17 protein-coding genes are annotated in these 18,500 nt (G+C 70.1%); 9 read left to right on the plus strand and 8 right to left on the minus strand.

What is annotated here, in order from left to right; translation table 11 throughout:
- Positions 1-18: 18 nt before the first annotated feature.
- Complete coding sequence (smc, locus tag AC3A5Z_RS15175; RefSeq protein WP_487520181.1) at positions 19-3,474, minus strand: chromosome segregation protein SMC; 3,456 nt, start codon at positions 3,472-3,474, stop codon at positions 19-21.
- A gap of 162 nt (positions 3,475-3,636) precedes the next feature.
- On the opposite strand from smc, the gene AC3A5Z_RS15180 reads away from it, so the two are divergent.
- Together AC3A5Z_RS15180 and AC3A5Z_RS15185 are read left to right on the plus strand one after the other, a co-directional pair.
- Positions 3,637-4,095, plus strand: coding sequence for a GNAT family N-acetyltransferase (locus AC3A5Z_RS15180; RefSeq protein WP_487520182.1), 459 nt, complete (start codon positions 3,637-3,639; stop codon positions 4,093-4,095).
- 53 nt (positions 4,096-4,148) lie between these two features.
- Positions 4,149-4,691: an NADPH-dependent FMN reductase gene (locus AC3A5Z_RS15185; protein ID WP_487520183.1), complete on the plus strand. Its 543-nt coding sequence runs from the start codon at positions 4,149-4,151 to the stop codon at positions 4,689-4,691.
- A 19-nt stretch (positions 4,692-4,710) separates the two neighbouring features.
- Here the strand turns inward: AC3A5Z_RS15185 and AC3A5Z_RS15190 are convergent, their stop codons facing one another.
- Together AC3A5Z_RS15190 and mnmC2 are read right to left on the minus strand one after the other, a co-directional pair.
- Entirely contained in the window at positions 4,711-5,583 is an 873-nt protein-coding gene (locus AC3A5Z_RS15190; RefSeq protein WP_487520184.1) for a DMT family transporter, read from the minus strand.
- A complete protein-coding gene (gene mnmC2 / locus AC3A5Z_RS15195) occupies positions 5,580-6,260 on the minus strand; it encodes a tRNA (5-methylaminomethyl-2-thiouridine)(34)-methyltransferase MnmC2 (RefSeq protein WP_487520185.1) in 681 nt (226 codons plus the stop codon). The genes AC3A5Z_RS15190 and mnmC2 overlap by 4 nt, the downstream gene beginning before the upstream one ends.
- 50 nt (positions 6,261-6,310) lie before the next feature.
- Here mnmC2 and AC3A5Z_RS15200 point away from each other — a divergent pair, with 50 nt between their 5' ends.
- A complete protein-coding gene (locus AC3A5Z_RS15200) occupies positions 6,311-7,366 on the plus strand; it encodes an NAD(P)/FAD-dependent oxidoreductase (protein ID WP_487520186.1) in 1,056 nt (351 codons plus the stop codon).
- Here the strand turns inward: AC3A5Z_RS15200 and AC3A5Z_RS15205 are convergent.
- Together AC3A5Z_RS15205 and AC3A5Z_RS15210 are read right to left on the minus strand one after the other, a co-directional pair.
- On the minus strand, positions 7,363-8,160 hold the full coding sequence (locus AC3A5Z_RS15205) for a DUF2243 domain-containing protein (protein WP_487520187.1): 798 nt from the start codon (positions 8,158-8,160) through the stop codon (positions 7,363-7,365). The two genes, AC3A5Z_RS15200 and AC3A5Z_RS15205, sit on opposite strands and share 4 nt — an antisense overlap.
- A 241-nt stretch (positions 8,161-8,401) precedes the next feature.
- Entirely contained in the window at positions 8,402-10,384 is a 1,983-nt protein-coding gene (locus tag AC3A5Z_RS15210) for a lytic transglycosylase domain-containing protein (protein WP_487520188.1), read from the minus strand.
- 163 nt (positions 10,385-10,547) lie between these two features.
- Between AC3A5Z_RS15210 and dapA the strand changes: the two genes are divergently transcribed.
- The 3 genes from dapA to AC3A5Z_RS15225 all read left to right on the plus strand — a co-directional run bounded on the left by dapA (position 10,548) and on the right by AC3A5Z_RS15225 (position 13,152).
- Positions 10,548-11,423, plus strand: a complete 876-nt coding sequence (gene dapA / locus AC3A5Z_RS15215) for a 4-hydroxy-tetrahydrodipicolinate synthase (protein ID WP_487520189.1) — start codon at positions 10,548-10,550, stop codon at positions 11,421-11,423.
- Between the two features lie 59 nt (positions 11,424-11,482).
- On the plus strand, positions 11,483-12,319 hold the full coding sequence (locus AC3A5Z_RS15220) for a DMT family transporter (RefSeq protein ID WP_487520190.1): 837 nt from the start codon (positions 11,483-11,485) through the stop codon (positions 12,317-12,319).
- 260 nt (positions 12,320-12,579) lie between these two features.
- Positions 12,580-13,152, plus strand: a complete 573-nt coding sequence (locus tag AC3A5Z_RS15225; RefSeq protein ID WP_487520191.1) for a Hint domain-containing protein — start codon at positions 12,580-12,582, stop codon at positions 13,150-13,152.
- Positions 13,153-13,155: 3 nt separating this feature from the next.
- On the opposite strand, the gene AC3A5Z_RS15230 is transcribed toward AC3A5Z_RS15225, so the two are convergent.
- The gene (locus AC3A5Z_RS15230; protein ID WP_487520192.1) at positions 13,156-13,593 is read right to left on the minus strand and encodes an ion channel; all 438 of its coding nucleotides are present in this window, start codon (positions 13,591-13,593) and stop codon (positions 13,156-13,158) included.
- A 126-nt stretch (positions 13,594-13,719) separates the two neighbouring features.
- Here AC3A5Z_RS15230 and smpB point away from each other — a divergent pair, with 126 nt between their 5' ends.
- The 3 genes from smpB (at position 13,720) to AC3A5Z_RS15245 (ending at position 16,360) form a co-directional block, all read left to right on the plus strand.
- Positions 13,720-14,190, plus strand: coding sequence for an SsrA-binding protein SmpB (smpB, locus tag AC3A5Z_RS15235; protein WP_107663597.1), 471 nt, complete (start codon positions 13,720-13,722; stop codon positions 14,188-14,190).
- Positions 14,191-14,290: 100 nt separating this feature from the next.
- Positions 14,291-15,175 (plus strand): 3-mercaptopyruvate sulfurtransferase, encoded by an 885-nt coding sequence (gene sseA / locus AC3A5Z_RS15240; RefSeq protein WP_487520193.1) that lies wholly within the window; start codon positions 14,291-14,293, stop codon positions 15,173-15,175.
- A gap of 3 nt (positions 15,176-15,178) precedes the next feature.
- Complete coding sequence (locus AC3A5Z_RS15245) at positions 15,179-16,360, plus strand: amino acid aminotransferase (RefSeq protein ID WP_136793758.1); 1,182 nt, start codon at positions 15,179-15,181, stop codon at positions 16,358-16,360.
- A 347-nt stretch (positions 16,361-16,707) separates the two neighbouring features.
- Here the strand turns inward: AC3A5Z_RS15245 and AC3A5Z_RS15250 are convergent, their stop codons facing one another.
- Both AC3A5Z_RS15250 and AC3A5Z_RS15255 read right to left on the minus strand, forming a co-directional pair.
- Positions 16,708-18,075, minus strand: a complete 1,368-nt coding sequence (locus tag AC3A5Z_RS15250) for an ammonium transporter (RefSeq protein WP_487520194.1) — start codon at positions 18,073-18,075, stop codon at positions 16,708-16,710.
- Positions 18,076-18,100: 25 nt separating this feature from the next.
- Positions 18,101-18,439: a P-II family nitrogen regulator gene (locus AC3A5Z_RS15255; protein WP_107663586.1), complete on the minus strand. Its 339-nt coding sequence runs from the start codon at positions 18,437-18,439 to the stop codon at positions 18,101-18,103.
- Positions 18,440-18,500 lie beyond the last annotated feature (61 nt).

The raw sequence follows: 18,500 nt of genomic DNA on the forward strand, positions 1-18,500 counted from the left end.
AACAAAGGCTTGAGTGGTTCAGGCAACCAGCGCCTCGGCCTTCTTCAGATCGACCGAGACCAGCTGGCTCACCCCTTGCTCGGCCATGGTCACGCCGAAGAGCCGGTCCATCCGCGCCATGGTCACCGCATGGTGGGTGATCACCAGGAAACGCGTCTCGGTGCGGCGGGTCATCTCGTCGAGCATGTCGCAGAAGCGGGTGACGTTGGCATCGTCGAGCGGCGCGTCCACCTCATCGAGCACGCAGATCGGTGCGGGGTTGGCGAGGAAGACGGCGAAGATCAGCGCCATCGCCGTCAGGGTCTGCTCGCCGCCCGAGAGGAGGCTCAGCGTCGCCAGCTTCTTGCCCGGCGGCTGGCACATGATCTCGAGCCCCGCTTCCAGCGGGTCGTCGCTTTCCACCAGCACCAGACGCGCCTCGCCGCCGCCGAAGAGATGGGTGAAGAGCGTGGCGAAGCTGCCGTTCACCTGCTCGAAGGCGGTCAGGAGCCGCTCGCGACCCTCGCGGTTCAGCCCCTGGATGCCGGCGCGCAGCTTCTTCACCGCCTCCTCCAGATCGGCCTTCTCGCTGGCGAGCGTGTCATGCTCCACCTGCACGCTGGCCGCATCCTCCTCGGCGCGCAGGTTCACCGCGCCGAGGCTCTCGCGCTGCCGCTTCAGCCGGTTGACCTCTGCCTCCAGCGTCTCGGCGTCGGGCATCTGTGCGGGATCGGCACCGAGGCTTTCCAGCAGCTGCGGTGGGGTCAGGTCGGTCTCCTCACGGATGCGCTCGGCGGCGGCCTGCACGGTTTCCAGCGCGGCATCGGCGCGGGCCTCGGCGCGGGCGCGCGCCTCGCGGGCTTCGCCGGCCAGCCGTTCCGTGTCGCGCTCGGCCATCTGCGCCTCGCGCAGCGCCGCTTCCGCCGTGGCCAGCGCCTCGGAGGCATGGCTGCGGCGGTCTTCGGCGGCCTCGATCGCCTCGCTCAGCTCCTCGCGCTTGGCGGCAAGCTCCTCGGGGACTTCCGCCGCCTCGCGCAGATCCTCCTCGGTGTCGGCCTTGCGCTCGGCCAGTTCGGAGGAGCGTTTCTCGGCGGTCTCGAGCCGGTGCTTCCAGCCGGAGAGTTCCTTCGCCACCTCCTGCCGCCGCCGGGTGCGGGCCTCGCCCTCGCGGCGCAGCTCGTCGTGATGCGAGCGGCGCGACATCATGGTGATGCGCGCGGCCTCGACCGCCATCTTCAGCGCCTCGATCCCGGCGCGGGCCTCGTCGAGATCGGGCAGGCCGCTGGCCCCGGCCTCGGCCTCGCGCAGCCGGGCGCGGGCTTCCATCGCCTCGTCCTCGTAGCGGCTGACGGCGAGGCGCGCGGCCTCCAGCTTGCCCCCGGCGATGGAGCGGTCGGCCTCGGCGCGGGAGGCGGCGCGGTTCGCCTCGGTCACGCGGGCATCGGCGGCGCGACGGGCGTCGCGGGCCATCTGGTCGGCGCGGGCCAGTTCGGCCAGCCGGGCCTGCAGTGCCTCATGCGCCTGTTTCGCCTCGTCGGCGCGGGCGCTCACCTCGTCGAGATCGCGTTTAAGCGCCGCCAGACGGTTCAGCTGCTTCAGCCGCAGCGCTGCCGCCGAGGGCGCATCCTCGCCGCCCGCGCGGAAGCCGTCCCAGCGCCAGAGGTCGCCGTCGAGACTGACCAGCCGCTGCCCGGGACACAGCGCGGCCTGCAGCGCGAACCCCTGCTCACGCGCGACGAGGCCGATCTGGCCGATCCGGCGGCGCAGCACCTCGGGGACCACGACATGCGCCGCCAGAGGCTCGGCACCCACGGGCAGGGGCTGGGGATCGCTGTACTCCGGCAGGCCGGCCCAGCCGGAGCGGGCATCGGCGGCGACCTCGGGGGCGCGCAGGTCGTCAGCCAAGGCCGCGCCCAGCGCCGCCTCGTAGCCCGGCGTCACCTGCACCCGGTCGAGAAGCTGCGCCCCGGCCGAAGCCTCGCGCTCCACCAGCCGCGACAGGGCGGCGACCTCGGCGCGCAGCGCATTGGCCTCGCCCTCGGCGCCGGAGCGGGCGGCGCGGGCCTCGGCCTCGCGGTTCTGCGCCTCGGCGCGGGCCTCCTCGGCCAGGGCCAGGGCTTCCTCGGTGGCCTCGGCCTGCTCCTGCGCCTCTTCCTGTGCGGCTTCGGCGGCCTCATAAGCCTCGGCGGCGGCGGCTTGCGCCTCTTCGGCGGTCTCGGCGGAGTCGCGCGCCTTCAGCGCCTCGGCTTCCAGCTTCTGCAGCGTGGTCCGGGTGTCCTGCAACAGCCGCTGCGCCGACTGGTGCCGGGCGGCGAGCCGGGCGACATCCTCGGTGCGTTCCGACAGCGAGCCCTCGCGCTCGGCCAGCACCGCCCCCGCCTCGCGCGCGGCCTCGGCTGTCTCGGTGAGCCGGTCGTCATGGCCGTCATGGGCGCGGGCAAGCTGCTCCTGCTCGCCGTCCAGCCGGGCGATGGTGTCGACCGCGTCGCGGTTCAGCCCGGCCTCGCGGTCCATGTCGCGGGAAAGCTGATCGACCCGCGCCATCAGCGTCTCGATGGTCTGGCGGGCGCGGGCATCCTGCTCGGTCAGCGCGTCGCGCTGCACGGTCAGCCGCTGCAGGATGGCCCCGGCGATGGCCTCTTCCTCGCGCTTGGCGGGCAGGCCCTCTTCGGCGGCGGCGCGGGCGGCGGCGGCGCTGCGGGCGGCGGTCTCAGCCTGACCGGCGCCGAGCATGCGGGCGCGCAAGAGGGTCTCGGCCTCGGCGCGGGCCATGTCGGCCTCGCGCCAGCGGCGGAACAGCAGCGAGCCTTCGGCGCGGCGCAGGTCTTCGCCGATCTCGCGGTAGCGCGCCGCCTGCCTGGCCTGCCGCGCCAGTGTGGCCAGCTGCTGCGCCAGCGCTTCCAGCACGTCATCGACGCGGGCGAGGTTGGTCTCCGTCGCGGCCAGCCGCAGCTCGGCCTCGTGCCGCCGCTGGTAAAGGCCGGAGATCCCGGCGGCCTCCTCCAGGATGCGGCGGCGGGATTTCGGCTTGGCGTTGATCAGCTCGGCGATCTGGCCCTGCCGCACCAGCGCGGGCGAATGCGCCCCGGTGGAGGCATCGGCGAACAGCATCTGGATGTCGCGCGCCCGCACCTCCTTGGTGTTGGCCTTGTAGGCCGACCCCGCGTCGCGGGTGATGCGGCGCACGATCTCCACCGTGTCGGCCTCGTTGAAGCCTGCGGGGGCGAGCCGTTCCTCGTTGTCGATCACCAGCGCCACTTCGGCGAAGTTGCGGGCCGAGCGGGTGGCGGTACCGGCGAAGATCACGTCTTCCATGCCGCCGCCGCGCATCGCCGTGGGTCGGTTCTCGCCCATCACCCAGCGCAGCGCCTCGAGGAGGTTCGACTTGCCGCAGCCGTTCGGCCCGACAACGCCGGTCAGCCCCTCGTGGATGATGAGATCCGTGGGGTCGACAAAGCTCTTGAAGCCGTTGAGACGCAGGCGGGTGAACCGCAATTGGATGCTCCGTTGATTCCGAAGGGCTGGAATAGGGTCTGGCGCGCGGGGTTGCAAGTCAACCGCCACTCCCCGCATCTGGCGGTTTGGCGCTGGTTATCCCCAAGATGTTGGCGTCTTGACCCGGGAAGCGGCGGGATGCCAGATGCCGGGATGGATAGCATGACCCCCCGGCGCGCGACGCATGACGAAGACTGGCCGGCCCTTCTGGCGCTGATCCGGCAGGCCTTCGCCGGGATGGAGGGGCGGATCGACCCGCCCTCCTCGATGCACCGGCTGACGCCGGAGGGGATTGCCCGGCAGGCGGCGGAGGGCGAGATCTGGCTGATCGGCGCGCCGGTGCTGGCCTGCGTGTTCCTGACGCCGAAGCCGGATGCGCTTTATGTCGGCAAGCTGGCGGTCTCGCCTTTGGCGCAGCGTCAGGGCCATGCGCGGGCGCTGATGGCGGTGGCCGAGGAGCGGGCGCGGGCGCTCGGGTTTCCGGCGCTGGAGCTGCAGGTGCGGGTGGAGCTGGTGGAGAACCATGCGACCTTCGCGGCGCTCGGCTTTCGCCAGACGGCGGCGACCGCGCATGAAGGCTACGACCGCCCGACCTCGCTGACCTTCCGCAAGCCGCTCTGAGCTTGCGCGCCGCCTGCGGCAGGCTACCATCGCGGCAAAGCGAAGGAGACCGCATGACCCTGACCCTGCTCGGCATTTCCGGCGCGTTGCGCGCAGGCTCCACCAACCGGCTGCTCTTGGCCGAGGCCCGCCGCCGCTTCGGCGCGGCGACCCATACCGAAGGCGATCTGCGCCTGCCGCTCTATGACGAGGATCTGGAGATCGCGGAGGGCATCCCCGAAGCGGTGCAGCGGCTGGCGGAGCAGATGAAGGCCGCCGATGCCATCGTCATCGCCACGCCGGAATACAACAAGGCGCTGCCGGGAGTGCTGAAGAACGCGCTCGACTGGGTGAGCCGGGTGAAGGGCGGGGCGATGCGCGACAAGCCGGTGGCGATCGTCTCGGCCTCGGACGGGCGGGCCGGGGGCGACCGGGCGCAATTCTCGCTGCGGCTCTGCCTGACGCCGTTCCGCCCGCGGCTGATCTCTGGACCGGAGGTGATGGTGGCCTTCTCGCGCTCGGCCTTCGACGAGGCCGGGGCGCTGAAGGACGAGCGCACGGCGAAGGCGCTGGACGAGCTGATGGCGGGGTTGCGGGCCGAGGCCGAGAGGAACTGAGGTTGGCAGGGGCTGAGGCTCAGGCCTGCCCCTTCACCCGCGCCCGCCAGAGGGTGAAAAGCCCGGCGCAGACCACGACGCCCGCGCCGATGGCGACGTTGGTCCGCAGCGTGTCGCCGAAGATCACCATGCCCAGCACCGAGGCGAAGACCAACTGCAGGAAGGCAAACGGCTGCACCGCGCTGGCCTCTGCCACCTCGTAGGAGCGGATCAGGCACCAGTGCCCCAGCACCCCGGTGCAGCAGAGCGTCACCATCCAGCCCCAGTCGGGCAGGGTCATCGGCTCCCAGAACCAGACGCCGATACAGGTCATGGCGACGGCGCCCACCGTGCCCGTCCAGAAGAAGCTGACGGCGGCGCCGTCGCGGCGTGAGACGTAGCGGGTCAGGAGGCCATACATCGCGAACATGAAGGCGGCGGCGAGCGGCATCAGCGCCCAGGGCGAGAACACCGCGAAGCCCGGCTTTAGGATGATCATCACCCCGACGAAGCCGATGCCGATGGCCGTCCAGCGCCGCCAGCCGACCTTTTCGCCCAGCACCGGGCCGGAGAGGGCGGCCACCAGCAGCGGATAGGAGGTGAAGACGGCATGGCTTTCGACCAGCCCCAGATGCACGAAGCCCACCACCATGACGCAGACCTCGGCCGCCAGCAGCAGCGCCCGCGTCGCCTGCAGCACCGGATGCCGCGCCCGCAGCGCCACCTTGAGGCCCCCGGAGGTGCGGCTGGTCAGCGCGATGACGAAGGCGGCGAAGAACCAGTAGCGGATCATCACCACCATGAAGACGTTGTATTCCCCGGCCAGATGGCGCGAGAGTCCGTCCTGTATGGTGAAGATGAAGGTGGTCAGCACCATGAGCCAGATGCCGAGCCGCGTGTTCTGTTCGGTCATGTCCGCAGTTTTCCCGAGGACATGTGCCGTTTGCGCCCATGTCCCGGCGACCGTGTGACCTCGAATGCCGCCGCCTGCAAGGCCCGCCGCACATGACCGGCCGCCGTATAGGTGGCGAATGTGCCCTCGGGGGCCGTGTGCCCGGCAACCGCGCACATCAGCTCTTCCGACCAGAGCTCGGGGTTCTTGGCGGGCGAGAAACCGTCGAGAAACCACGCATCCGCCTGCCCCTGCCAGGCGGGAAGCGTCCCGCGCGCATCGCCGAGGATGACCTCGACCTGCAGCCCGCCATTCGTGAAGCACGAATGACCGGCCTGCCAGGCGGCAAGGAAGGGGCCCGCCACCGCCTCGGCCTCGGGGAAGGCCTGCAGGGCGCGGGCGATCTCTTCGGCGCGCATCGGGAAGGCCTCAAAGGAGGTGTAGTGCAGCCTGCCCTCGCAGCCCGCGCCCTGCCAGGCGATCAGGGTCGCCAGCATGTTGAGCCCGGTGCCGAAGCCGAGTTCGGCGATACGGAAGCCGGGGCGGAAGCGGTCGGGCAGGCCGTTTCCGGCGAGGAACACATGCCGCGTCTCGGCCAGACCGTCGGCCAGCGAGAAATACGGGTCGTCGAACCGCGTCGAGACCGGAACGATCCCGTCGCGCCACGCGACATCTGCGCTCTGGTCGCTCTCTGCCATCTGTCCTAAGCCTGCTGGTTCGGAGCGGACAATGGACAGGGAAGCGGGCAATGGCAACGCCGGATCTGACGGTAAGGGGCGCGGGCATCTTCGGGCTGGCGACCGCATGGGCCGCCGCCCGGCGCGGCGCGAAGGTGCGGCTGATCGAGACGGTGCGGATCGGCGCCGGATCGTCGGGCGGGCTGGTCGGCGCGCTCTCGCCCCATGTGCCCGAACAGTGGAACGACAAGAAGGCCTTCCAGTTCGACAGCCTGGCGATGGCCGAGGGCTGGTGGGCCGAAGTGGCCGAGGTCTCCGACCTGCCCACTGGCTATGCCCGGCTCGGGCGCTATCAGCCCTTGGCCGATGCGCGCGCGGTGGAGGCGGCGCGGGCCCGGGGGGTGGAGGCGCAGAGCCTCTGGGAGGGGCGTTTTCACTGGCAGGTGCTGGCGGCGGGTGCGCCGGGGATGCCGCAGAGCCCGAGCGGCTTCGTGATCCATGACACGCTGAGCGCCCGCATCCACCCGCGCCTCGCCTGCGCCGCGCTGGCCGCGGCGATCCAAGCCGCAGGGGGCGAGATCGTGATCGGCGCGGCGGAGGAGGCCGGGCCGGTGATCTGGGCGACGGGCCTCGACGGGCTGCAGGCGCTGGGCGAGGATCTGGGCAAGCCGGTGGGCAGCGGGGTGAAGGGGCAGGCGCTGCTGGTCGAGGCCGATCTGCGCGACCAGCCGCAGGTCTTCGCCGACGGGCTGCTGATCGTGCCGCATGCCGATGGCACGGTGGCGATCGGCTCGACCAGCGAGAAGGAGTGGCTTTCGCCCGACACGACTGACGAGCAGCTGGAGGCGGTCCATGCACGGGCGCTGGCGGTCTATCTGCAGCTGGAGGGCGCGCCGGTGCTGGAACGCTGGGCGGCGCTCAGGCCGCGGGCGCGCAGCCTTGCACCAATGCTGGGAGAGTGGCCGGGGCGGTCGGGGCAGTTCGTCGCCAATGGCGGCTTCAAGATCGGCTTCGGCATGGCGCCGAAGGTGGCCGAGGTGATGGCCGATCTGGTGCTGGAGGGGCGGGACGCGATCCCCGAGGGTTTCCGCGTCGCGGCCTCGCTGGTCTCGCGCAAGGGCCGCTAGGCGCTGGTCCAGCTCAGGCAGCCGACCGAGACCGGGCCGCGCGAGACGAGCAGCGCGCCGTGCCGGTAGAGGCTGAGCGCGCTGGCCTCGGGGCCGAGCGCCATGATCCAGACGGCCTCGCTGGCGTCGGTCCAGATCAGCCGCCCCTCCACCGCATCGGCGGCGGCGGCGACCTCGGCGAAGGAGATGCCGGGGCGGAAGAGGACGAGCGTGCGGCCATCGGGATCGGCCTCGGGAGGCAGCGCGGCAAGCGGACCCGCGACCAGCACCGCCAGCGCCAGCGTGACGGCAGCGCGCCGCCCCGTGCCGCCGGGGCCGGGCGGCGGGCTTCGCAGCAGGTGGATGCCCAGGGCCAGCACGGCGAGGCCGAAGGGGACCAGCCAGGCGAGATCCCAGAAGAGCGGGTAGGCGCTGTCCATCCTGATCCGGTGGATCTGCAGCAGCCAATGCGAGAGCACCGCGTCGAGCACATGCCAGCTGCCGAAGCCGATCAGCGCCCAGCCGGTGAAGCGCCGCTCCACCCCCGGCACGGCGAAGGCGGCACGGCGGGTCCAGATCAGCCAGAGGCCGAGCAGCGCGAAGAGGTAATGCGAGACATGGAACAGCCCGTCCGCGAGGATCTGGAAACGCAGGTCCTGCGGCGTCTCCGAGGGCGCCATGCCAGAGAGCAGGTGGTGCCACTGCAGCACCTGATGCAGGAGGATGCCGTCGAAGAAGCCGCTGAGCGCGAAGCCGAGCCAGAAGCCGCCCCAGAGGAGCCGCCGGGTGGGGTCCGCCGCCGATCGGTCTGCCATGCGCCGCTCCTTTTGGTTGCCTGGGGCTGCAACATGGGATGGGGGGCGTTGTTCCGGGGGCCGCGCGGGATGGGAATTGTTGGGGTGATCCGCTGGCGGGCGCGCCTCCTCCGGGGCTGCCAAGGGGCGCGCGTGACATCGGGAAACGGTCCACCGGCGGGCGCGCCTCTCCCGGCCCGCCGCTTGCGCGGCGTGCGTTCGGCGCTGACGATCTTCCACTGGAAGATCGTCCGGGCGCGCCTTACCCCTTCAGCTCCTCCGTGATCCGGACGGGGCCGCCGGTGCCGCGGAGCTTGGCGCGGTAGATCACCACCGATTCCGCCACGCGCATCACATAGGTCCGCGTCTCGGCGAAGGGGATCGTCTCGACCCAATCGACCACATCGACATCCGGCAGGCGCGGGTCGCCGAATTCCTGCACCCAGCGACGCGGGCGGCCCGGGCCGGCGTTGTAGCCCGAGGCGATCAGCGCGATCGAGGGGCCGAACTCCTCGACCAGCTGCGCGAGATAGGCCGTGCCCATCCGCACGTTGAAGGCGGGATCGCTGGTCAGCATCCGCGGCTCGAAGACCGAGCCGGTCTTGGCCGCCATCATCTTGCCGGTGCCCGGCATGACCTGCATCAGCCCGCGCGCCCCGGCGGGGCTGACCACCACCGGGTTGAACTCGCTTTCGCGCCGCGCGATCGACAGGGCCAGCGCCCGGCTGACCGGCAGCCCGTCCGAGGGCACCATCTCCGACACCGGGAAATAGGCCGAGGGCAGGATGATCCCACGCTCCGCCCCCTGCTTGCCCAGGAGCACGGCGATATGCGGCTCGTCCATGGCAAGCGTCATGTCGGCCAGCATCGCCAGATCCTCCGGCCCCAGCCCCTCGGCCAGATGCAGAAGGAAGCGCTTGCCCAGATCGAGTTCCCCGGCCCGCAACAGAAGCCGCGCCGCCTCCAGCACCGACGATCCGGCAAAGCCCGCCTGCCGCCAGTCGCCGACCCGGGTCGGCTGCAGCAGCGCGGGGTCGAGCGGGATGCCCGCGCGCTCGGCCGAGAGCAGCCCGTAATAGGCCGTCTGGTGCTTCGCCCCTTCGGCATAGGCAGTCCCGGCGGCGTCCAGGCGGCCGAGGGTCTCCAGCGCGCGCGCCTGCCAGTAATGCGCGCGCGACAGGCTGATCGGGGTGCGCACCGCCGCCTGCAGCCGCTGGAAATGCCCCAGCGCCGCTTCCGGCTGGTTCAGCTTGCGCAGGGCGATGAAGCCCGCGAGGAACTCAAGCTCGGCGAAATCACTGCCCGAGGTCAGCCAATGCTCCGCCGCCGCACGATAGGCCAGCGCCGCCTTGCCCTCGTCGAGCAGCCCGCGCGCGATCCCGGCGCGGCGCCCGGCCCATTGCGCCGGATCGCCCAGCGTCGCGGCGCTGGTGCTGCGCTCCATCAGCAGCGCCGCCGCATCGTCGGTCCGGCCCTTGCGGGCGCGCCAGATGAACCGCTCGTAGGCAAGCCCCGGATCGTTGGCGAGCGCGGCCGGAACGGCGGCGATCAGCGCGTCGATGCCGGGCGTGTCGGCCCGCAGGGCCATCCGCGCCCGCGCCAGCGCCTGCCAGCCCGCCGAGACGCGCGGCAGCATCCGCAGCGCCTGCTCGGGCCGGTTCTGCCAGAGGAGCTGGTCGAGTCGTGCCTCATGCGCCCGGGCCAGCGCCTGCGGGTAGAGCCCCAGCAGGACGGCTTCCTCCTCCGGCTCGAAGCCGAGCGTCGTCCAGGCCCGCAGCGCCTCGGCTTCGGCCTCGGCGCCGCGCCCGGCGCCGGCCAGCGCGCGGACATTGGCGATGGCGCCCGCCGCCGTCTGCGGCTCGGCCCCGTCGAAATAGCCCAGCACCCGGGCGGGCGTGGTGGAACGTGCCACCGCCGCCTCGCCCTTCTCGCGCAGGAGCGGCATGCCCGGCCAGTCGGGATAGCGCGCGAGGAACTGCTCGTAATCGCCGAGCAGCCCCTGCCCGGCGCGCAGCCGGTGCCATTCGATCACCGCCTGCCCCACCGATCCGGCCCCCTGCGCCGCCGTGGCCGCCGCGGCCCAGTCGCGCTGCGCCACCCGCTGCAGCGCGCCGCGCAGCGCATCTGCCTCGTCGGCGCGGGCGCCATGCGGTGCGGTCAGCCCGGCGACAGCCAGACCGAGGATCAGGACAAGCGGCGCAAGGCGCCCGGCGGGACGGGAAGGGAGGCGGAGCATTCGGATCATGGCGTGGATTTTGCCCCAGCCCGCAGGCCCCCGCAACACACATCCGCGCCAGCCTGCATCCCTGCGGCGTCAGGAACTTGGCAAGCCAGACGACCGGCGCTAGGAAGGCCGGGTTTGCAACCGGGCGACTCAGGGTCAGCCCACCCATCAGGAGAAGCGTGTCATGATCAAAGGGTCCATTCCCGCCCTTGTGACGCCGTTCAAGAACGGCGCCCTGGATCTCGAGACGCTGAAGAAACTGGTGGATTGGCAGATCGCCGAAGGCTCCACCGGCCTCGTGCCCGTCGGCACCACCGGCGAAAGCCCCACGCTGAGCCACGAAGAGCACGAGACGGTGATCGAGGCCGTGGTCAAGGCCGCCGCCGGCCGGGTGCCGGTGATCGCGGGCGCGGGCTCGAACAACACGGTCGAGGGCATCCGCCTGATCCGCTTCGCCGAACGGGTCGGCGCCGATGCCGCACTGGTGGTGACGCCCTATTACAACAAGCCGACGCAGGCCGGGCTGATCGCGCATTTCACCGCGCTGCACGACTGCTGCACCCTGCCGATCATCATCTACAACATCCCCGGCCGCTCGGTCGTCGACATGACGCCGGAAACGATGGGCACTCTGGCGAAACTGCCGCGCATCGTCGGCGTCAAGGACGCGACCGGCAAGATCGAGCGTGTCAGCCAGCAGCGCGCCAGCTGCGGCGCCGATTTCATCCAGCTTTCGGGCGAGGATGCGACGGCGCTCGGGTTCAACGCGCATGGCGGCACCGGCTGCATCTCGGTGACGGCGAACGTGGCGCCCCGGCTCTGCGCCGAGTTCCAGCAGGCGACGCTGGCGGGCGACTACGCCCGCGCGCTGGAGTATCAGGACCGGCTGATGCCGCTGCACGAGGCGATCTTCCTCGAGCCGGGGCTCGCGGGGGCGAAATACGGCCTCTCGAAGCTCGGTCTCTGCGAGGAGGAGGTCCGCCTGCCGCTGATCGGCCTGACCGACGGCACCAAGGCGCGGATCGACGCCGCGATGCGCCACGCCGGGTTGATCAACTGAGCCTGCTCCGGCCTTCGGCAGCGGAGGCCAGCGCGGGCAACCTGCGCGGCAGCATCCTCATGGTGATCTCGATGGCGGGCTTCGCCATCGAGGACATGCTGCTCAAGTCGGTGTCGCGCAGCCTGCCGGTGGGCGAGATCCTGATCCTCTTCGGTCTGGGCGGCATGATCTGCTTCATCGTGCTCGCCGCCCGGCGCGGCGAGCACGCGCTGCATCCGGCGATCCTGTCGCGCCCGATCCTGCTGCGCGCGCTCTGCGAGAGCGCGGGACGGCTGTTCTACACGCTGGCCATCGCGCTGACCCCGCTCTCGAGCGCCTCGGCGATCCTGCAGGCGACACCGCTGGTCGTGGTCGGCGGCGCGGCGCTGATCTTCGGCGAGAAGGTCGGCTGGCGGCGCTGGACGGCGATCGGCGTGGGATTCCTCGGCGTGCTGGTGATCCTGCGGCCGGGGGTGGAGGGCTTCAGCCTGGCCTCGCTGCTGGCGGTGGCGGGGATGCTGGGCTTTGCCGGGCGCGATCTGGCAACCCGCGCCGCCCCGCCGGTGCTGTCGAACCTGCAGCTCGGCATCTATGGCTTCTTCATGCTGATCCCCACCGGCGCGGTGCTTCTGGCCCTGACCGGCGGCGCGGTCCGTCCCGATGCCACGCAGGCGGCGCTGCTCCTTGCCGCGACGGCGGTGGGGGTCGGCGCCTATTACGCACTGACCGCCGCCATGCGGATCGGCGAGGTCTCGGTCGTCACCCCGTTCCGCTACACCCGGCTACTTTTCGCGCTGATCCTCGGCGTGCTGGTCTTCGCCGAACGCCCCGACGCGCTGACTCTGACCGGCAGCGCCATCGTGGTGCTCTCGGGCATCTACACCCTGCTGCGCACCGGCCGCCGCGCCGCCCGCTGACCAGCTTGGGCGTGCCACCCTCGGCCGGCTCCTCCGGCTGATTCGGCTGAAGGCCGCAGATCATGGTTTCGCGAAGCTTGGCGAGCGGGGGGCTGCGGGATGGTCGGGGCGGCCAGGGCGCGCTGTTTCGCGGCGGGCGCCAATGCCCTGTGCGGGCCGTTTCTGCGACGAAAATACGTCAGAATTCCGGTGCTTATTGGGCGCAGGGCCGTTTCTGGCCGTTCTCGTCTCTCCCACCGCCTCACACAAAGGATCGCGTCATGTTCATGCAGGATATCGCCTGTCTCGCCCGCGCTGCCGCTCCCGTCGGTCGCCCGGAGCCCACCCCGATCTGCGGCCCGCTCACCGGCCTCCTGACCGGTACGCTGGTCGAGACCGCCACCGGCTGGCAGCCGGTGGAGCGGCTGGCGGTGGGCGACCGGGTGCAGACGCTCGACGGCGGGCTGCGGCCGATCCTCGGGCTCGACCGGCGGGAGGTCGGGGCCGAGGCGATGGCGCTGCATCTGCCGGGCGGCGCCTTCGGCAATTGCGCCGATCTGCTCGTCCTGCCGGGTCAGGAGCTGCTGGTCGATACGCTGGGTGCCCTTGAGGATGCCGCCTTCGCGAGGTTCGCTGCCTTGGCGCTGGAGGGGATCGCCGGCATCCATCGGGTGCCGCTGCCGCAGGCGAGCGCGATCGTCACCCTGCGCTTTGCCGAGGAGGAGGCGATCTGGGCCAACAGCGGACTGCTGCTGCATTGCCCCGCGCTTCCGGGCGAGACGGACTGCTTCTACCCGCAGGTCGGCGCCGCCGAGGCCCAGGCGCTCATCGCCCCCTTCGCCAGGGCGGCGTGAGGCTCAGTGCCGCTTAGACGCCGCCTGGTTCATCCGCACGTGGCGCAGCGCCTCGACCAGAAGCGCCGTCAGCAGGCCGAAGTTCAAAAGCCCGTTGGCAGCCGCCATCGCCCCGAGGATGCGCCAACGCTGCGGCATCAGCACATCGCCGTAGCCCAGCGTGGTGAAGGTCACCATCGAGAAATAGAGCGCTTCCTCCATCGTCCGGAAGGCGCCGAGCACCCAGAAGGTCAGTGCCCAGAGCCAGACCCCCACCGTCAGCATCGCCAGCGCCCAGAGCGCCGTGCCCGCCACCACGAGGATCAGCTTGGGGCGGTGCGGCTCGATCATCAGCCAGCGGTGCCAGCGCAGGAAAGCGGCCTCGACCAGCCATGCGCTGGGGGCCATCAGCAGGATGGAGGTCAGCAGCACGATGGAACCGGACAGGATCTGCAGGAACATGGGGAGCCCTCCGCCTTTCCTCTACACCGGCGCGGCGCGGCTTGTCTTCTGTCTCGCATGCCGCAGAGCCGCCGTCGCAGGCCTGCACTGGACTTGGCGGCACCGCTCGCCTATCTCGGGGGGATCATGGCCGAAAAATCCGATCCCAACAGCAAGCTCATCGCCGAAAACCGCCGCGCGCGTTTCGATTACCATATCGAGGACGATCTGGAGGCCGGCATCATGCTGTTCGGCTCCGAGGTCAAATCGCTGCGGCAGGGCGGCTCGAACATCGCCGAGAGCTATGCCTCGGTCGAGAATGGCGAGCTCTGGCTGATCAACGGCTATATCGCGCCCTACGTCCGCGCCAAGACCTTCGGCCATGAGGAGCGGCGGCGGCGCAAGCTTCTGGTCTCGAAGAAGGAGCTGTCGCGGCTGTGGAACGCCACCGCGCGCGAGGGCATGACCATCGTGCCGATGAAGATGTATTTCAACGAGCGTGGCATCGTGAAGATCAAGCTTGGCGTCGCCAAGGGCAAGAAGCTCGCCGACAAGCGCCAGACCGAGATGAAGCGCGACTGGGACCGGCAGAAGGCCCGGCTGCTGAAACAGGGCTGAAGCCCGGTTTTTCCGGCTTGCGTTGACAGGTCACGCCCGGGGGGCTTGCCTGCCCGGCCTTCGGGCATTACTCCGGGCGGGCCTTGCGAGGAGCCCGGACATGACCGCCGCCGCCACCGACGCCACCACAGCCGCCGCAAAAGACGATCCCAGAACGCTGGTCTCGACCGACTGGCTTGCCGCCCATCTGCGCGACCCCGACCTGCGCCTGCTCGACGCTTCCTGGTTCATGCCGGGCACGCCGCGCGACCCTCGGGCCGAGCATGAGGCCGCCCATATCCCCGGCGCGCGCTTCTTCGACATCGACGAGATCAGCGACCAGCGTTCGTCGCTGCCGCATATGGCGCCGCCGCCCGAGAAGTTCATCAGCCGGATGCGGGCGATGGGCGTGGGCGACGGGCACCAGGTGGTGGTCTACGATTCCACCGGCATCTTCTCGGCGCCGCGGGTCTGGTGGACCTTCCGGCTGATGGGCAAGCTCGATGTCGCGGTGCTGGATGGCGGCTTTCCCAAATGGCAGGCCGAGGGCCATCCGGTCGAGGACATGCCGGCGCAGGTACGCGACCGCCACATCACCGTGCAGCGGCAGGCCGGGCTGGTGAAGGACGTGACGCAGGTCGCCCATGCTTCGAAGCTGGGCGAGGCCGAGATCATCGACGCGCGCTCCGCCCCGCGCTTTGCCGGCAGCGAGCCCGAGCCGCGGCCCGGCCTGCGCTCGGGCCATATCCCCGGCTCGAAGAACCTGCCCTGGGGCAACCTGCTGAATTCCGACGGCACGATGAAATCGCCCGAGGCGCTGCGCAGGCTCTTCACCGAGGCCGGGGTCGATCTGGCGAAACCGGCGATCACCACCTGCGGCTCCGGCATTTCCGCCGCCATCCTCAGCCTCGCGCTGGAGCGGATCGGCCACCGCAACCATTCGCTCTACGACGGGTCCTGGGCCGAGTGGGGCATGTATGACGACCTCAAGGTCGCGAAAGGATAGACGATGCTCTCCGCGCTGAAACCGCAACCCGCCGACAAGATCCTGCAGCTGATCCAGATGTATCGTGACGACCCGCGCGAGGCGAAGATCGACCTCGGCGTCGGCGTCTACAAGGACCCGACCGGGCTCACCCCGGTGATGCGCGCGGTGAAGGCGGCCGAGGCGAAGCTCTGGCAGACCGAGACCACCAAGACCTATACCGGGCTCGCGGGCGAACCGGCCTATGCCGCCGCCATGGCCAAGATGATCCTCGGTGAGGACGCCGCGGCCGACCGGATCGCGGCCATCGCCACCCCCGGCGGCACCGGGGCGATCCGGCAGGCGCTGGAGCTGATCAAGCTGGCCTCACCCGAGGCGACCGTCTGGCTCAGCAACCCGACCTGGCCGAACCATCCCTCGATCATCCGCTATCTCGGCATTCCGATGCGGGAGTACCGCTATTTCGACGCCGAGACCGGGGGCGTCGATTTCGAAGGCATGATGCAGGATCTCGCCGGGGCGAAACCCGGCGACGTGGTGCTGCTGCACGGCTGCTGCCACAACCCGACCGGGGCCAATCCGAATGCGGTGGAATGGGCCGCCATCGCCGCATTGCTGGAAAAGACCGGGGCGATCCCGCTGATCGACCTGGCCTATCAGGGCTTCGGCGACGGGCTGGAGGAGGACGCCGCCGCGACCCGGCTGATCGCCGCCCGCCTGCCGGAAGTGCTGATCGCTGCCTCCTGCTCGAAGAACTTCGGCATCTACCGCGAGCGCACCGGCGTGCTGATGGCACTGGGCGACCCGGCGCTGAAGCCCACGGTGCAGGCCAACCTGAACTTCCTCAACCGGCAGAACTTCTCCTTCCCGCCCGACCACGGCGCGCGGCTGGTGACGATGATCCTGACCGATGCCGAACTGACCGCCGACTGGAAGTCGGAGCTGGAGGAGGTGCGGCTGAACATGCTGACTTTGCGCCAGCTTCTGGCCGACGCGCTCAGGGCCGAGACCGGATCGGACCGCTTCGGCTTCATCGGCCAGCACCGCGGCATGTTCTCGCGGCTAGGGATCACGGCGGACCAGGTCGAGCGGCTGCGCAGCGAGCATGGCATCTACATGGTGGGCGACAGCCGGCTGAACATCGCCGGGCTGAACCGCAACACTGTGCCGGTGCTGGCCCGCGCGGTGGCGCAGGTGATCCGCTAGACCGGACGAGCCGCCCTCGGGGCCATCGAGGCCCCTCGGACGGCATTGCCATGGACGAAAGGAACCGGCAGGCGCAGACCGTCTGCCGGTTTTTCCTTGCCCAAATACTCCCCGCCGGAGGTGCCTTGGGTCAGCCGGGGACGCTCCGCGGGGGAATATTTCTGCGAGGAGAAGGCCAGGTGCCGCACCGGGGCGGCTTGCGGCGGCAGGCCTTCGGCGCGGGTTCGATGCCCGCGACGACGGCTCCCCCCCCCCCGCCGGCAGGAAGCCCGGACGGCAAAAGGCCCGGACCGAGGTCCGGGCCTTTCGGAGGGCGGCGGGGGGAGGACCCGCCTGCCCCCGTGGTCTCAGGCGTGATAGGCCGATTCGCCGTGCGAGGTCTGGTCGAGGCCGATGCGTTCGCTCTCGGTGTCGACGCGCAGGCCGACGATCATGTCCACCAGCTTGAACAGCACGAAGGAGACGATGCCGGTCCAGACCACGGTCACCGCGACCGCCTGGATCTGCACGATGGTCTGGCCGATCATGGTCTGGGCCTCGTCGGCATAGCCGATACCGCCGAGCGAGCTGGAGGTCAGGATGCCGGTGCCGACCGCGCCGACGATGCCCGCGACGCCGTGGATGCCGAAGACGTCGAGGCTGTCGTCATAGCCCATGGCATTCTTCACCACGGTCACGAAGAAGTAGGCGAAGAGCACGGCAATGATGCCGAGCAGGATCGCGCCCATCGGGCCGACGGTGCCGCAGGCCGGGGTGATGGCGACGAGGCCGGTCACCATGCCCGAGGCGGCGCCCAGCATCGAGGCCTTGCCGCGCTGCATGCCTTCCACGACACACCAGGCCACGGTGGCGGCAGCGGTGCAGATGAAGGTGTTGATCATGGCGAGGGTCGCGCCGCCGTTGGCCTCGAGGTTGGAGCCGACGTTGAAGCCGAACCAGCCGACCCAGAGCATCGAGGCGCCGATCATGGTCATCACCATCGAATGCGGCGCCATGTTCTCCTTGCCGAGCCCGATGCGCTTGCCGATCACCATGCAGCCGATCAGAGCCGCCACACCGGCGTTGATATGCACCACGGTGCCACCGGCGAAGTCGATGGCGCCCCAGTTGAAGATCAGGCCCGAGGCGTCCCAGACCATGTGGGCGATCGGGAAATAGGCGAAGGTCACCCAGAGGGCCGAGAACAGCAGCACCGCCGAGAACTTGATGCGTTCGGCGAAGGCGCCGACGACCAGGGCGGGGGTGATGCAGGCGAAGGTCATCTGGAAGCAGATGAACAGGTATTCCGGGATGACGTAATCGGCCGAGAAGGTGGCCGCCATCGACTCGGTGGTGACGCCGGCGAGGAACATCTTGCCGAACCCGCCCCAGAAGGCGCTGGTGCTGCCGCCGAAGGCGAAGGAATAGCCGTAGATCACCCAGATCACCATCACCAGACAGGCGACCAGCGTGCACTGCATCAGCACCGACAGCATGTTCTTCGAGCGCACGAGCCCGCCGTAGAACAGTGCGAGGCCCGGCAGGATCATGAACAGGACCAGCACGGTCGAGATCATCATCCAGGCCACGTCACCCTTGTCCATCACGGGGGCCGCCGCCTCGGCGACCTCGGCGGCTGCGGTGGCGGCCTCGGTGGTCGCCTCCTGCGCCCAGAGGGGCAGCGCGGAACCCGCGACGAGCGCGGAAAGTCCCGAAAGTTTCGCCAGAGTCTTCATTTATTCTATCCCTCTCCCGTCCGCGTCAGAGCGCGTCGTCGTTGATTTCGCCCGTGCGCACGCGGACAGCGTGTTCGACATCAAGCACGAAGATCTTGCCGTCGCCGATCTTGTCGGTCTTGGCGGTGGCGCGGATCGTCTCCACCACTGGGTCGGCAAGGCTGTCGCTCACCACGATCTCGAGACGGACCTTCGGCACGAAATTCACGGCATATTCCGCACCGCGGTAGATCTCGGTGTGACCCGATTGCGAGCCGAACCCCTTGATTTCCGTGACCATCATGCCGCGCACGCCGATGGTGGTGAGCGCCTCGCGCACCTCCTCCAGCTTGAACGGCTTGATTGCTGCAATGATGAGTTTCACATCGTTCCCCTGTCTTACTCGGCCCTCGCCGGACCCCACGTCATCACAAGGCAAGGTTCGA

The sequence above is a fragment of the Cereibacter sp. Soil_C_27 genome, assembly GCF_057657095.1.

Coding starts and splice junctions, on each gene's coding strand:
- AC3A5Z_RS15180 (WP_487520182.1), top strand. CDS start 3,637: ATGACCCCCCGGCGCGCGACGCATGACGAAGACTGGCCGGCCCTTCTG.
- AC3A5Z_RS15185 (WP_487520183.1), top strand. CDS start 4,149: ATGACCCTGACCCTGCTCGGCATTTCCGGCGCGTTGCGCGCAGGCTCC.
- AC3A5Z_RS15190 (WP_487520184.1), bottom strand. CDS start 5,583: ATGACCGAACAGAACACGCGGCTCGGCATCTGGCTCATGGTGCTGACC.
- mnmC2 (WP_487520185.1), bottom strand. CDS start 6,260: ATGGCAGAGAGCGACCAGAGCGCAGATGTCGCGTGGCGCGACGGGATC.
- AC3A5Z_RS15200 (WP_487520186.1), top strand. CDS start 6,311: ATGGCAACGCCGGATCTGACGGTAAGGGGCGCGGGCATCTTCGGGCTG.
- AC3A5Z_RS15205 (WP_487520187.1), bottom strand. CDS start 8,160: ATGGCAGACCGATCGGCGGCGGACCCCACCCGGCGGCTCCTCTGGGGC.
- AC3A5Z_RS15210 (WP_487520188.1), bottom strand. CDS start 10,384: ATGATCCGAATGCTCCGCCTCCCTTCCCGTCCCGCCGGGCGCCTTGCG.
- dapA (WP_487520189.1), top strand. CDS start 10,548: ATGATCAAAGGGTCCATTCCCGCCCTTGTGACGCCGTTCAAGAACGGC.
- AC3A5Z_RS15220 (WP_487520190.1), top strand. CDS start 11,483: ATGGTGATCTCGATGGCGGGCTTCGCCATCGAGGACATGCTGCTCAAG.
- AC3A5Z_RS15225 (WP_487520191.1), top strand. CDS start 12,580: ATGTTCATGCAGGATATCGCCTGTCTCGCCCGCGCTGCCGCTCCCGTC.
- AC3A5Z_RS15230 (WP_487520192.1), bottom strand. CDS start 13,593: ATGTTCCTGCAGATCCTGTCCGGTTCCATCGTGCTGCTGACCTCCATC.
- smpB (WP_107663597.1), top strand. CDS start 13,720: ATGGCCGAAAAATCCGATCCCAACAGCAAGCTCATCGCCGAAAACCGC.
- sseA (WP_487520193.1), top strand. CDS start 14,291: ATGACCGCCGCCGCCACCGACGCCACCACAGCCGCCGCAAAAGACGAT.
- AC3A5Z_RS15245 (WP_136793758.1), top strand. CDS start 15,179: ATGCTCTCCGCGCTGAAACCGCAACCCGCCGACAAGATCCTGCAGCTG.
- AC3A5Z_RS15250 (WP_487520194.1), bottom strand. CDS start 18,075: ATGAAGACTCTGGCGAAACTTTCGGGACTTTCCGCGCTCGTCGCGGGT.